This is a genomic window from Mycobacterium sp. IS-1264 (assembly GCF_001954195.1).
Lineage (GTDB): Bacteria > Actinomycetota > Actinomycetes > Mycobacteriales > Mycobacteriaceae > Mycobacterium.
In genome coordinates this window covers 50,625-64,458 of the sequence record NZ_MBES01000021.1, presented here as the reverse complement: position 1 = coordinate 64,458, position 13,834 = coordinate 50,625, and the positions used below count along the sequence as shown (strand labels likewise).

The following is a 13,834-nucleotide window of genomic DNA, read 5'->3' as shown; positions in this document are numbered from 1 at the left end:
GAGGTGTTGACGCTCAAGGCCGCCGGGCTGCTCGACGTTGACAGCGGCGAGATCCTGCGGCCCGGTATCCTGCGTATCGACGGCGATCGCATCCTCGGTGTCGGCGGTGACACCGAGGGCGAGCTGATCGACCTCGGCGACCAAATCCTGCTGCCCGGATTGATGGACATGGAGGTCAACCTCCTGATGGGCGGCCGCGGGGAAAAGCCCGGGCTGTCGCAGGTCCAGGACGATCCCCCGACCCGGGTGCTACGCGCGATCGGCAACGCCCGCCGCACGCTGCGCGCGGGGTTCACCACCGTGCGCAATCTCGGTCTCTTCGTCAAGACCGGCGGCTACCTGCTGGATGTCGCGCTGGGCAAGGCAATTGACGCGGGCTGGATCGACGGGCCGCGGGTGGTCCCGGCCGGTCATGCCATCACGCCGACGGGCGGGCATCTGGATCCGACGATGTTCGCGGCGTTCGCACCGCACGTGCTGGACTTGACGATCGAGGAGGGCATCGCCAACGGAATCGACGAGATCCGCAAGGCGGTGCGTTACCAGATCAAGCACGGCGCCGAGCTCATCAAGGTCTGCTGCTCGGGCGGCGTGATGTCGCTGACGGGACCACCTGGGGCGCAGCACTATTCGGATGAGGAACTGCGCGCGATCGTCGACGAGGCGCACCGGCGCGGGCTGCGGGTGGCCGCGCACACGCACGGCGCCGACGCCGTCAAACACGCGGTTGCAGCCGGCATCGACTGCATCGAGCACGGCTTCCTGGTCGACGACGAGGCCATCGCGATGATGGTCGAGCACGGCACGTTCCTGGTATCCACCCGGCGCCTGGCCGAGGGCATGGACGTCTCGCACGCCCCGCCCGAACTACAGGCGAAGGCCGCCGAGATGTTCCCGAAGTCGCGCACCTCGATAGTGGCCGCGCACGAAGCGGGCGTGAAGATCGCGGTCGGGACCGACGCCCCGGCGATTCCACACGGCCGCAACGCCGACGAGCTTGTCACGCTCGTCGACTGGGGTCTGCCCCCGTTAGCGGTGCTGCGGGCGGCGACCGTGACTTCGGCCGAGCTCATCAACTCGACCGACCGCGGGCGGCTCGCGCCGGACCAGCTCGCCGATATCATCGCGGTACCGGGAAACCCGTTGGAAGACATAACCGTTACCCAGCACGTCAGCTTTGTCATGAAAGGCGGCAAGGTCTATGTCGACAAATCAGCCGACCAGAACTGAGGATCTGGTCGAGATCCAGCAACTCCTCGCCCGCTACGCGGTCACCATCACCCAGGAAGACATCGACGGGCTCATCGGCGTCTTCACACCCGACGGCACCTACAGCGCGTTCGGTGATACGTACGGCTTGGACAAGTTCCCGGAACTGGTGGCCGCGGCCCCAAAGGGCTTGTTTCTCACCGGAACTGCGCTGGTCGACATCGACGGTGATGCGGCCAGCGGGACGCAACCGCTGTGCTTCATCGACCATGCGACCCATGACATGCGCATCGGCTACTACCGCGACACCTACTCCCGCACCGCCGACGGATGGCGGCTGAAGACCCGGGCCATGACGTTCATCCGCCGCAGCGGAGTGCACGATTCCGGACGCCCGCACGCCGTCGGCCGCCCCACCCCGTGAATGTCGAGGAGTTCCGGGCGGGGCTGTGCGCGTGGCTCGACGACAATGACCTGACCCCGGGGCCAGACCACTCGCTGCAGGGACACATGCGGCAATTCGCCCGCGTCAGCCGGGCGCTCTACGACGCAGACTGGATGCGCTACGGCTGGCCCGTCGAAGTCGGCGGATTGGGTGGGCCCGCGGTGCTGCGCGCGATCGTCGGCGAAGAAGTGGTCGGCCGCCGGCTCGCCGAGCCCGGCCCGTACTCGATGCTCGAGGTCCTCGCGCCGACGATGATCGACTACGCCCCTGCAGAACTCGCCGCCGAGATGGTGCCGCGCCTGCTCAGCGGCGCCGAGCACTGGTGTCAGGGCTTTTCGGAGCCCGGCTCCGGTAGCGACCTGGCGTCGCTGACCACCCGGGCGGTCCAGGACGGCGACAACTGGATCGTCAACGGACAGAAGGTCTGGACGAGCTTCGCCCAGTTCTCGACGCGGTGTGTCCTGCTCGCCCGCACCGCGCCCGGCCACGACGGAATCACCGCGTTCTTCGTCGACCTGGACACCCCCGGCATCACCATTCGGCCGCTGCGCACGATGCACGGCGTGGACGAGTTCTGCGAGGTGTACTACGACGATGTGGTGATCCCGTCGAGCCGGATGCTCGGCCAACCCGGAGACGGCTGGCGGCTGGCGATGGACCTGCTGCCCTACGAACGCTCCGCCTGCTTCTGGCAGCGGATCGCCTACCTCTACTCCCGCTTCGACGAGCTCATCGCGCAGACAGCCGCCGACAAACCCGACGGCCATGACGAATTCGAGCTTGGCGCAGCCTATCTCGCCCTGCACACGCTGCGCTGCCGATCCCGCGACACCCAGCACCGGTTACGCGACGGGGCACGTCTGGGTCCGGACACCTCCATCGACAAGGTGCTGCTGGCCAGCGCCGAACAACGGCTCTACGACACCGTCCGCGACCTACTCCCGGGAGCCCTGGAGCTCGACGACACGCAATGGCGCTCGGAATACCTGTATTCCCGCGCCGCGACCATCTACGGCGGCACCGCAGAGATTCAGCGCAATATCATCGCCCGCCGGCTGCTCGACCTCGGAAAGGAGTAGAGCCGTGGACCCCGAGGCGCTGCGCATGCTGGCCGACTCTCTACGCACCGCGATGACCGCGGCGGCGGGAGCCAAGCTCGACGCGGCGTTATCCGAGCTCGGCTGGCTCGACATGCTCGACGAGATCCCGGATACCGCAGTCCCTTTGGTGTTCGAGTTGCTCGGCGAGACCGGCTCGCACGCCTCTGTGCTCAACGACGTCGTACTGCGGGCGACCGGAAGCGCGCCGGAGGGCAGCGTGCCGCTGCCGTGTGCCGGTGACCGCTGGGTGGTGTGGGAACGCGGCGATGGCTCCAGCTCGGCACTCGACGACGAACTGCCGATACGTTCCGTGCCGCGGGGAGAGTCGCTGCCGCCGACCGCGTTAGCCGCCGGGCGACGGGCCGTGGGCTGGTGGCTGGTCGGCGCCAGCCGCGCGATGTTGTCGCTGGCGCGCCAGCATGCCCTGGACCGCGTTCAATTCGGTCGCCACATCAGCTCGTTTCAGGCGATCCGGCATCGGTTGGCCGAGACGCTGGTCGCCATCGAGGGCGCGGAAGCGACGCTGGGTGCGGCCGCTGAGGACGCCGACGGCCTGGCTTCCCTGCTGGCGAAGGCCGCGGCCGGCCAGGCGGCGCTCTCCGCCTCGCGCCACTGCCAGCAGGTTCTCGGTGGCATCGGCTTCACCGCCGAACATCCCCTGCATCGCCATATCAAACGGGCCCTGGTCCTGGACGGCCTGCTGGGCAGCGCGAGAGAACTGACCCAGGAGGCGGGGAAGTCGTTGCGGTCCAAAGGATATGCGCCGCGGCTGGCGCAGCTGTAGGAGCTCGATGTCCCACCTGCCACAAAGCGGGAGGGATACCCAATGTGCCCGCCTCAGAGCGGCAATCCCTGGCACACGGCCGCGGCGCCTAGACTTGGCACGCATGGGCCGCCCCGTCGCACCGCGCAACCAGGTGGGTGTCGCCTCCGTCATCTTGGGCGTGGTCGCACTCGGCACCTGCTGGCTCCTGATCGGAGTGCCCCTCGGCATCGCGGCGGTGCTGACCGGTGATGTCGCCCGAAGGCGCGTCCAGCGCCGCGAAGCCGACAACCCCCGCGCCGCGGTTGCCGGCATCGTGTTGGGGGCGGCGGCGATCGTCGCCGGGCTCGTCGCCATCGCCTACTACGCCTGGGTGGACGCTCGAAAGCCTTGATCCCGCACGCTAATTGCGCGGGAGGCCGAGGATGCGTTCGGCGATGATGTTCCGTTGGATCTCGGAAGTCCCGCCGGCGATGGTCGCGGCGAACGTGCGCACGTAGCGATCGAACCAGCTGCCGTAGTGGCTGTCCAGGTTCAGCGGCGCGACGGGCGAGGTGACCGCGTGAAGCACGAGCCCGTCCGGCCCCTCGGCATTCAACGCGTCCTCGCAGGCTCGTTGCATCGCCTCCGACCCGAGAAGCTTCAGCACCGACTGAGCGGGCACGTCCTCTTCCCCGCGTGCGGCCTTGGCCAAAGTCGCCGACCCGATCAGCCGCAGCGCGTAGCAATCCATAACCAGGGTTGCGTAGTGATCGCGCTGCAGCGGTCCCGACGCGCCGAAATCGACGGTCAGCGCGTGCAACATCCCGGCGTAGTCCATCCACAACATGGCTCGCTCGTGACCGAGCGAACCGGTTGCCACCCGCCAGCCCTGGTTGATCTCCCCCACCAAGTTCTCGGCCGGGACGCGCACGTCGGTGAAGAACACCTCGTTGAAGTCGACGTCTTCGCTGTCCGCCACCGACGCGAAGGGCCGGCGGACCACGCCGGGGGTGTCGGTAGGGATGAGTAAAGCACTGATGCCCTTGTGTTTTGGCGCCTCGGAGTCCGTGCGCACGAAGGTCAAAAGCACGTCGGCGTCGTGGGCGCCCGATGTCCACACCTTCTGCCCGTTGACCACGAAGTGGTCATCGTCTAGCACCGCGCGGGTTTTCAATGACGCCAGATCCGAGCCCGCACCGGGTTCGCTCATGCCCAGCGACGCGGTGATCTCGGCCCGCAGAATCGGCACGGCCCATCGCTGCTTTTGCTCATGCGTGCCGAACGTCAACAGGGACGCCGCGATGATGCCCACGCCCTGCGGATTGAAACTCTGGTAGATCCGGCGTCGCGACAACTCTTCGAGGTACACGTATTGCTGCAACAAGGTGGCGTTTCGTCCACCGAACTCCGGCGGGTTGCCGGGCAGCAGCCACCCACTGTCGAACAGCAACCGTTGCCAGCGGCGCGCCCAATCCGGAATGTGTGAACTCGAGCGGGGCCGGTCGAATGCCTCGGCTTCCGAGGGCAGATTGGCATCGAGGAAAGCGACGAACTCGGAGCGAAACGCCTCGACATCGGCATCGAAACTCAGCTGCACGGCACTCCTAGAAGGGGTAGATCAGGGTTTCCGCTGACGGCGCAGTTCGCTCTTGCGATTTCACTTCCATACGCGCGTGTAAGAGAATAGTATTCTCGTGGTAAGAAAGTTACAATCTCAGACACGTCGTCCGTGAGGGGGTCGAGCGCACAGATGCCACGGCGTTCTCCGGTAGAGTCCAATCATGTTCTCCCCTCGCGGCAATCCCCTGAGCCGCTCGTGACCAGCCCAAGCGAGGAGCCCGCCTGGAAGCAGCGCGCCGTCGAGCGGTCGATCAAGACCGCGAAACTGCGGGCCGCCCAGCGCGTCCAGCGTTTCCTCGATGCGGCGCAAGCCATCATCATCGAAAAGGGCAGCACGGACTTCACCGTCCAGGAGGTTGTCGACCGTTCCCGCCAGTCGTTGCGGAGCTTCTACCTGCAGTTCGACGGCAAGCACGAACTGCTGCTCGCGCTGTTCGAAGACGCGCTGAGCCGCTCCGCCGACCAGATTCGCGCCGCCACGGAAAGTCACACAGATCCGCTCGAGCGGCTCAAGGTTGCCGTTGAGCTGTTGTACGAGTCCTCGCGCCCGGATCCCACGGCGAAACGGCCGTTGTTCACCGACTTTGCGCCGCGATTGCTGGTTACACACCCGGCCGAGGTCAAGGTCGCGCACGCGCCCCTGTTGGCATTGCTGACGGAACTGATGGAAGCGGCCAGCGACGCGGGCGAGTTGCGCGCCGAGATCAATCCCAAGCGAGTGGCCGCCATGACAATGCAGACGGTGATGTTCATCGCTCAGTCCAGCGGGGGCCCGGACGACGCGACGATCCATCCCATCACCGCCGACGAGGTCTGGGACTTCTGCTCACGCGGATTCGTCGGCTAGCGATCACGCGATAACCAGCGGCACGGCAACACTCAAATGAGCAACTATCGCACGCCACTTGCCTCGTGAGAATCAGATTCTCTAATATCTAGAATTGCAAATAGCCAAAACGGATTCGTCGTTGACACTGACTTGTGGCGATGACAGGGTTCTCAGGCGACACGACGGCGATTCCCCGGGGGGCGGGGCGACGCGGTTCCGGCGAGAGGCGATTGATTTCCCGTGACAGTCAGCGCGGCCAGCGAGGTGTACTTCGATCCGTACGACGTGGAGCTGAACGCCGACCCGTACCCGATGTTTCGGCGGCTCCGCGAGGACGTTCCGCTGTACTACAACGAACAGCATGACTTCTATGCGCTGAGTCGCTTCGCCGACGTCAATGACGCGCTGGTCGATTTCCAGACCTTCAGTTCGGCCAAGGGCGCGATACTCGAGCTGATCAAGGCGAACATCGAGATCCCTTCGGGCGTAGTGCTGTTCGAGGACCCGCCGATCCACGACATCCACCGCAAGCTGCTATCCCGCATGTTCACGCCGCGCAAAATTAACGAGCTGGAATCCAAGATCCGCGAATTCTGTGCTCAGAGTTTGGATCCACTCATCGGCACGGACCGGTTCGACTTCGTCGCCGACCTGGGCGTGCAGATGCCGATGCGTGTGATCGGGATGCTGCTCGGTGTGCCCGAGGAGTTCCAAGAAGCGGCACGCGATCGCGCCAACGCCAACTTGCGCACCGAAGCCGGCAAACCCATGGACACCACCGCCGAAAACATGATGAACGGCGAGTTTTTCGGCCAATTCATCGACTGGCGTGCCGAACATCCTTCCGACGACATCATGACCGAACTGCTCAACGTGGAGTTCGAAGACGAGACCGGGACCGTCCGCCGACTCCGCCGCGACGAATTGCTCATCTATATCAGCGTGGTGTCCGGCGCCGGCAACGAAACCACCACCCGGCTCATCGGGTGGACGGGAAAGGTGTTGGCCGAGCACCCCGACCAGCGGCGCGATCTGGTCGCCGACCCGTCGTTGATTCCAGGGGCCATCGAGGAGTTGCTGCGCTACGAACCGCCGGCGCCCCACGTGGCCAGGTACGTGACCCGTGATGTCGAGTACTACGGGCGCCGCATCCCGGAGGGCAGCGTCATGATGATGCTCGTCGGCGCGGCGAACCGCGATCACCGCCAATTCCCGCCGGACGGAGATGTTTTCGACATCCGACGCGAGCCACGCCAGCACCTGACGTTCAGTGTGGGCACCCACTACTGCCTTGGCTCGGCGCTGGCCCGCCTGGAAGGTCGGATCGCGCTCGAGGAAATCTTGAAGCGGTTTCCGGAGTGGGATGTCGACCTTGCCGAGTGCAAGCTCTCCCCGACCTCGACTGTGCGGGGTTGGGACACCATGCCAGCCGTAATCGGTTGAGCCATCAAGGAAATGAGGTAACCATGACCGGACGTGTTGAGGGCAAGGTCGCTTTCATCACCGGGGCGGCGCGAGGTCAGGGCCGCGCCCACGCGGTGCGGCTGGCGCAAGAGGGCGCCGACATCATCGCAGTCGACATCTGTAAATCCTTCGTGCAGAACACCACCATTCCCGGCTCGACGCCAGAGGATCTCGCCGAGACCGCCGACCTGGTCAAGGGACTCAACCGCAGAATCGTCACCGCCGAGGTCGACGTGCGCGACTACGACGCAGTGAAAGCGGCGGTCGATGGCGGCGTGGAGCAACTGGGCCGGCTGGACATCATCGTGGCCAACGCAGGCATCGGCAATGGCGGCGACACCCTGGACAAGACCAGCGAGTATGACTGGCAGGAAATGATCGACATGAACCTGTCGAGCGTCTGGAAGTCGGTGAAAGCCGGTGTCCCACATCTGATTGCAGGCGGCAGGGGCGGCTCGATCATTCTGACCAGCTCGGTCGGCGGATTAAAGGCTTACCCGCACTGCGGCAGCTATGTCACCGCCAAGCACGGCGTGGTGGGCATCATGCGGTCCTTCGCGGTGGAGTTGGGGCACCACAGTATTCGTGTCAACTCCGTGCATCCGACCCACGTGCGGACGCCCATCCTGCACAACGAAGGGGCCTACAAGCTGTTCCGCCCGGATCTCGAAAACCCGGGCCCCGACGACATGGCCCCGATCTGCCAGATGTTCCACACACTGCCCGTTCCCTGGGTGGAGCCGGAGGACATTGCCAACGCGGTGCTGTTCCTCGCTTCGGACGAATCGCGCTACGTCACCGGCGTCACCCTGCCCGTCGACGCGGGTAGCTGCCTGAAATAGGGTTCCGTCCTATGGACGGATTCGAGGGACGCGGTGCGGTCGTCACCGGCGGTGCGAGTGGCATCGGGTTTGCCACCGCCACCGAGTTCGCTCGTCGCGGCGCGCGCGTGGTGCTTGCCGACGTCGACAAGCCCGGGCTGGAACAGGCGGTGTCGCAGCTGCAGGACGAGGGGTTCGACGCGCATGGCGTGACCTGCGATGTCCGGCATCTCGAGGAGATGGTTCACCTAGCGGACGAGGCCTTCCGCTTGCTCGGCCAGGTCGACGTGGTTTTCAGCAATGCCGGCATCGTCGTTGCCGGTCCGATCGCGCAGATGACGCACGAGGACTGGCGCTGGGTGATCGACATCGATCTGTGGGGCTCCATTCACGCCGTCGAGGCGTTCGTGCCGAGGCTGCTCGAGCAGGGCACGGGGGGCCACGTCGCGTTCACCGCGTCGTTCGCCGGCCTGGTACCCAATGCCGGCCTCGGGGCCTACTGCGTCGCCAAGTACGGCGTGGTCGCCCTCGCGGAGACACTCGCGCGCGAGGTCAAGGACAGCGGCATCGGGGTGTCGGTGCTGTGCCCGATGGTCGTCGAAACCAAGCTCGTCTCCAACTCCGAACGAATTCGCGGCGCGGATTACGGATTGGCGTCGACCCCCGACGTGACGGGGTCGCTCGGGCCGCTGCCGGCGCAGGACGACTCCCTGGGCGTCGACGAGGTCGCCCGCCTGACTGCCGACGCGATTTTGGCCAATCGGCTGTACATCCTTCCGCATGAGGCCGCCCGCGCTTCCGTGCACCGTAGGTTCGAGCGCATCGACCGCACCTTCGACGATCAGGCCGCCGAGGGCTGGCGCCACTAAGCCGGAGCCTGGCCGATGATTCCGTCGGCCTCCAGCTCGGCGATTTCCGCCGGCGTCAAACCCAGTTCGGCAAGCAACTCGTGGTTGTGCTGCCCCAGCAGCGGCGCGGCCTTCGTGTGGAATCGCGCCGGACCGCCGGCGAACCGCATCGGCACGGTACTGAGCCTGGCCCGGCCATTGACCGGGTGGTCGACTTCCTCGAAGAAGCCACGAAAAGCCAGCTGCTGCAGTTCCGTTTGGCGATGGGGCTGCATGACCTTGGCCACCGGCACTCCGGCATCCCAGAGCTTCGCGACGATGTCGTCGCGGGTGCGCTGCTCACACCACGCGGCCAGGTGCTCGTCGATCGAATCCTGGTGTGCCCGTCGCCCCGCTTCCGTCGACAGCGCAGGATCGGTCGCCCAAGAAGGTGATCCGAGCGCGCCGCACAGGCTTTGCCACTGTTCGTCGCTAGTCACGGCTATCGCGACCCAGCTGTCGATTCGACCGAACTCGTCGATGTCGGCGGCGCGGTAGAGATTCTGCGGTGCCGCGGCGGGCCCGCGATTGCCCGCGCGTTCCAACAGCGCGCCGTACGCGGTGTACTCGATGATCTGTTCGGCCGAGATGCTGAGTGCGGCATCGACCATCGCGGCCTCGACGAGCACGCCCTCACCGGTGCGGCGGCGGTGTTCCAGCGCCAGCAGCAGGCCGTTGAGCGCATGCACACCCGCGTTGGGGTCGCCGATCGAATACGGCTCGTAGGGAGGGCGGTCGGGATATCCGGTCAGCCAGCTCAGGCCGGAAGCAGACTCGATGGCATAGGCGAACGCGGGATTGTCGCGCCACGGCCCGTCGAGCCCGAATCCGGGCATCCGCAGCATGACGGCGTCGGGCCGAATAGCCTGTACGGCAGCAAAATCCAGCCCGATCTGGTCCAGAACCCGAGGAGTGAAGTTCTCCACGATGACGTCGCAAGTCGCGATGAGCCGGAGCAACACCTCGCGCCCGCGCCGGCTCTGCAAGTTCAGCGTCAGGCCCTTCTTGTTGGTGTTCAGCGCCGCGTAGATCGGCGACTTCTCCCACCACTGGTCTTCGGTGATCGGCACGCCGGCGATGAGCCGGGTACCGTCGGGCCGGCGCGCGGATTCCACGTGCACGACATCGGCTCCGAGCATGGCCAGAAAGTGGGTACAGCAAGGACCGGCCCAGAACGTCGTCATGTCCAATATCCGGATCCCGCTGAACGGCAACAGATTCGGGGCGGACGAACCCGTCGGCACCGGACGCGGCCGCGAATTGGCAGCCCGGTAACGCGCTGTGTGTTCACCAAGTCGCGGCGCCGGACCGGGCGGCCGAAGCCGGGCGGGCCGCATCCGGTAGGGAGGGCCCGGCTGCTGGAAACCGCCACGCGGGTTGCGCACGAAGGAACCGCGTTCGACAAAGTGTTCCAGCGACGCGATGTTGGCGCCGTTGGCGACAGGAGCGTTGGGAATGCGGAATGCCGTTGCGAGTTCGCGGATCTCGTCGACCTGATTGGTCTCCACCCACGCGTAGATGTCCTCGGCGTGGATGTTGGCCTGCTCGGTGATGGTCAGCGGTGATTCTTCATCGATCCATTCCGGGTGGCCAACCATCGCGCACAGGTCGAACCACTGCTGCGCGGTGCCGCATCCCAGGTCGATCAGACCGTCTTTCGCCTGGGCCACCCCAGGCACCGTGAGTCGGCGCGCATCCCGCCATGGGCGGCCCAGCATTTCATAGTAGGTGACCGGGTAGTAGGTCAGACAAAGGATTTGGGTCTCGAGCATCGACAGGTCGATGAGTTCTCCCGGCTCCCCCGAGTCAACGCGGCCAAACCGTGACGCCAGCATCGCGGCGCTGGCGTAGGCCCCGGCCATGTATTCCCCGACCTGCCCGCCGATGTAGACAGGGGCTCGCTCAGGCAGTCCGCGTCCCAGACCGACGATCCCGCCCGACCACGCCTGCAGGGTGAACTCGGTCGCGGCCCGGTCGCGCCATGGCCCCTCCAGGCCGAAGGGCGTGATCGACGTAACGGTGGCATGCGAATACGCTCGATGGATCGCAGCGGGTGTGAAGTCTTGGTGTTCAGCCACTTTGGAACCCGTGGACCAGACCACCGCGTCCGCCGCCGCGAGCAACCGGTGAACCATCTCGACGTCATCGTCCACTTCGGGATCGGCGACAACACTGTGTTTCGATCCGGCCAGGAAGCTGAACAACGCGCCGTCGGCGCCGGGTGGGATGGTCGCGCCGGAGGCCGACCAGTGTCGCAGCGGATCACCTTGCGGCGGCTCCACTTTAACGACGGCGGCGCCGCCGTCGGCGAGTAATTTGGTGCAGTACGCGCCCGCGATTCCGGTTGAGAGGTCGACGACCGTATAACCGGCGAGCGGCGCCTGCGGTTCAGGTTCCCCCACTCATGCCTGCCACGACGGACTACGGGTCAGCACTTCGGGACCGTCGGCGGAGATGAGGACCGCCTCGCGGCCAAAGACCGCCCCAACCCCGGCTTCCCAGACGTAGCCGGTCACGGCCAGCACCATGCCCGGCTCCAGTCGTTCGCGGACCGCGCTTTCGGGCAGGTGGTCGGAGACCACGGGCGGGTCGAAGCCCATGCCCAGGCCCCGGGCCACCGGCATTGGCGGTGGCGGCTCACCCGCGGCCTGGTACGCGCCCAGCAACTCGGCGGCTCCCGCTCCCGGCCGGCACGCGGCTAACAGCTTGGCCCACAGGTTGTCCCAGCGTCGATACAGCGCCGCGGCGCCGAAGGGTTCGCCTACGGGCCAAGTGCGTCCCACCTCGCCGATGTAGCCGCCGGCCAGGACGCCAGCGGAAAAGGCGACGAGGTCGCCGTCTTTGATGCGGTCGTCGCCGTTGACCCGGCGCCACGGATGTTCGCGCGAAGTCACCCACGCGACATCCTGATTCGACGGCGTGCTCACCCCGCCTGCCGCCAGTGCCTCCAGCAGGACTCCGGCCAGAATCTGTTCGCTGACCCCCGGCCGCAGTTCGGAGACCGCGGCGGCCAGGCCCGATTCCGCGACCGCGATCGCATCCCGCAGCGAAACCAACTCTTCGGCCGTCTTGATGCGCCGGGCGGCCCGCATGGCCAGTTCCCCGTCGACCAACTCGGCGTTGGGAAATGCGCTGGGCAGTAACTTGGCGAAAGCCGGTGAGAGCGCATCGGTCCCGACGCGGAGCGCCGTGCCCGCGCCGTCGATGCGCTGCAGCGCCGCGATGGTGTTCATCGGGTTCCACGAGATGCCGTACAGGTTTTGGTGGGGAATGTCGTCGGGGACACCCTCATCCCACGTGCTGAGCAGATGAACGGCACCGGTCTCGCGAACCAGCACGCAGGTGGGTCCGAACGGCCGGGTGCCTGCGACCCACAGCTGCGGTGTGCCGGACACGTAACGGACGTTGGCCTGCCGCCCGAGCACCAGGACGTCCAGATCGTGCGCGGCCATCTGCTCCAGCGCCCGGTGCCTGCGGCCGAGACGCAGGGCCCTATCGTCGGGCAGGACTTCAGTTGCCATAGGGGTCATAGGGGTAGTCGGTCAACTTGATCCAGCCGTCGTCGGTAATCACCAAGACCTCTTCACTGCGGTAACCGCCGGTGCCGTCCTCCCAGACCACCGGCTCCAATACCAGCACCATGCCCTGCTGCAGCACGAAATTCTCGTCGAACTCGTCGCCGAGATCCGTTCCTATCATGGGCATTTCGGCGGCGTTGACGCCTATACCGTGGCCGAGGTAGAAGTGCGGCAGCCAAGGTTTCGTGCCGCCGTTGGCCTTGATCGCGGCCCGGCCCAGATCGGCGGCGGTGACTCCGGCGCGGGCCACGTCCAGCACCGCGCTCAAGATCTCGAACCATTTGTCGAACTGCGCCCGCTGCGGCGGCGACGGGTCCAGGCCGACGATCCAGGTGCGCCCGAAGTCCGAGCAGTAGCCGTGGTAGGTGATGCTGACGTCCGTCCAGAGCACGTCGCCTTCGGCCAGCTCGCGCTCGGTGGAAAGCAGGGGCAGCGCGAGATCTCCGTGCGTTGTCCACACGCCCTCGGCCTTGCTCGGCGGCATCACCTGCCAGATGGGTTCCAGCATGCTTGCCTCGGCACCTAATTCGAAGGCGCGTCGCAAGAAGTTTGCAGATAGCTCGATCTGGCGGATGCCGGGTGCCAGCGCCTTGTGGACTTCGACCATCGCCTGGTCGGTGATCCGGACCGCGGTGCGCATGCAGGACAATTCGTCCGGCGTCTTGACTGCCTTGGCGGCGCTGACGACGGCAGCGGCATCGGCGGGAGCGCCGTTGGGGAACAACAACTTCGCCGCGCGCGACATGGCGCCGGTGCATTCGTCGACGGCGATCGCTGCGCCGACAGGAATGAGGTCGGCCAGCTGGCGGGCGAAAATCCTGACACCCTCATCGAATTCGAGATAGACCGGTCCGTGCAGGTGGTCGGCGGGTAGGTCCGCCTCGTGCGCGGCGCCCTCGCGGAACGGCAGGAACAGGTGCGGCCACGGGTCGTCGCCGACTACGACGGCGACGGGTCGCTCGACGTAGGACAGCCCGGCATCGCCCAGGGGCCAGCTGGTCCCGGTCGCATACACCACGGCGTTGTTGCCCAGCAGGATCATCGCGTCGACCCCGCGTTCGGCCATCGCCGAGCGCAGCCGAGCCCCGGTCTCGCGACGCATGCGGGCGAGATCGGGTGTTTCGGGAATCGCGAAC

Annotated in this window: 13 protein-coding genes; 9 read left to right on the top strand and 4 right to left on the bottom strand. The window is 66.2% G+C overall.

Annotated elements, in window-relative coordinates:
• Positions 1 to 3 precede the first annotated feature (3 nt).
• The 5 genes from A5744_RS05160 to A5744_RS05140 all read left to right on the top strand — a co-directional run bounded on the left by A5744_RS05160 (position 4) and on the right by A5744_RS05140 (position 3,911).
• Positions 4 to 1,230, top strand: coding sequence for an amidohydrolase family protein (locus A5744_RS05160; protein ID WP_076058980.1), 1,227 nt, complete (start codon positions 4 to 6; stop codon positions 1,228 to 1,230).
• The gene (locus A5744_RS05155; protein WP_076058979.1) at positions 1,202 to 1,633 is read left to right on the top strand and encodes a nuclear transport factor 2 family protein; all 432 of its coding nucleotides are present in this window, start codon (positions 1,202 to 1,204) and stop codon (positions 1,631 to 1,633) included. Before A5744_RS05160 ends, A5744_RS05155 begins: the two co-directional genes overlap by 29 nt.
• Positions 1,630 to 2,733 carry an acyl-CoA dehydrogenase family protein gene (locus A5744_RS05150; RefSeq protein WP_076058977.1) on the top strand — a complete coding sequence of 368 codons (1,104 nt, stop codon included), beginning with the start codon at positions 1,630 to 1,632 and terminating at the stop codon, positions 2,731 to 2,733. The genes A5744_RS05155 and A5744_RS05150 overlap by 4 nt, the downstream gene beginning before the upstream one ends.
• A 25-nt stretch (positions 2,734 to 2,758) precedes the next feature.
• Positions 2,759 to 3,538, top strand: coding sequence for an acyl-CoA dehydrogenase family protein (locus A5744_RS05145; protein ID WP_076059145.1), 780 nt, complete (start codon positions 2,759 to 2,761; stop codon positions 3,536 to 3,538).
• 103 nt (positions 3,539 to 3,641) lie between these two features.
• On the top strand, positions 3,642 to 3,911 hold the full coding sequence (locus A5744_RS05140) for a DUF4190 domain-containing protein (RefSeq protein ID WP_076058975.1): 270 nt from the start codon (positions 3,642 to 3,644) through the stop codon (positions 3,909 to 3,911).
• A 9-nt stretch (positions 3,912 to 3,920) separates the two neighbouring features.
• On the opposite strand, the gene A5744_RS05135 is transcribed toward A5744_RS05140, so the two are convergent.
• Complete coding sequence (locus tag A5744_RS05135; RefSeq protein ID WP_076058974.1) at positions 3,921 to 5,096, bottom strand: acyl-CoA dehydrogenase family protein; 1,176 nt, start codon at positions 5,094 to 5,096, stop codon at positions 3,921 to 3,923.
• Between the two features lie 219 nt (positions 5,097 to 5,315).
• Here A5744_RS05135 and A5744_RS05130 point away from each other — a divergent pair, with 219 nt between their 5' ends.
• The 4 genes from A5744_RS05130 (at position 5,316) to A5744_RS05115 (ending at position 9,102) form a co-directional block, all read left to right on the top strand.
• Positions 5,316 to 5,966, top strand: coding sequence for a TetR/AcrR family transcriptional regulator (locus A5744_RS05130; RefSeq protein WP_076058972.1), 651 nt, complete (start codon positions 5,316 to 5,318; stop codon positions 5,964 to 5,966).
• Between the two features lie 222 nt (positions 5,967 to 6,188).
• Positions 6,189 to 7,391, top strand: a complete 1,203-nt coding sequence (locus tag A5744_RS05125) for a cytochrome P450 (RefSeq protein WP_076058971.1) — start codon at positions 6,189 to 6,191, stop codon at positions 7,389 to 7,391.
• 23 nt (positions 7,392 to 7,414) lie between these two features.
• Entirely contained in the window at positions 7,415 to 8,254 is an 840-nt protein-coding gene (locus tag A5744_RS05120; protein ID WP_076058969.1) for a mycofactocin-coupled SDR family oxidoreductase, read from the top strand.
• Between the two features lie 11 nt (positions 8,255 to 8,265).
• Positions 8,266 to 9,102: an SDR family NAD(P)-dependent oxidoreductase gene (locus tag A5744_RS05115; RefSeq protein WP_076058967.1), complete on the top strand. Its 837-nt coding sequence runs from the start codon at positions 8,266 to 8,268 to the stop codon at positions 9,100 to 9,102.
• On the opposite strand, the gene A5744_RS05110 is transcribed toward A5744_RS05115, so the two are convergent.
• From A5744_RS05110 to A5744_RS05100, 3 genes are read right to left on the bottom strand one after another with little or no spacing between them, the layout of a single operon-like run.
• Positions 9,099 to 11,522 (bottom strand): CoA transferase, encoded by a 2,424-nt coding sequence (locus tag A5744_RS05110; RefSeq protein WP_076058966.1) that lies wholly within the window; start codon positions 11,520 to 11,522, stop codon positions 9,099 to 9,101. The genes A5744_RS05115 and A5744_RS05110 overlap by 4 nt on opposite strands.
• Positions 11,523 to 12,641: a M24 family metallopeptidase gene (locus tag A5744_RS05105; RefSeq protein WP_076058964.1), complete on the bottom strand. Its 1,119-nt coding sequence runs from the start codon at positions 12,639 to 12,641 to the stop codon at positions 11,523 to 11,525.
• A complete protein-coding gene (locus tag A5744_RS05100; RefSeq protein ID WP_083679206.1) occupies positions 12,631 to 13,800 on the bottom strand; it encodes a Xaa-Pro peptidase family protein in 1,170 nt (389 codons plus the stop codon). Before A5744_RS05100 ends, A5744_RS05105 begins: the two co-directional genes overlap by 11 nt.
• Positions 13,801 to 13,834: the final 34 nt, after the last annotated feature.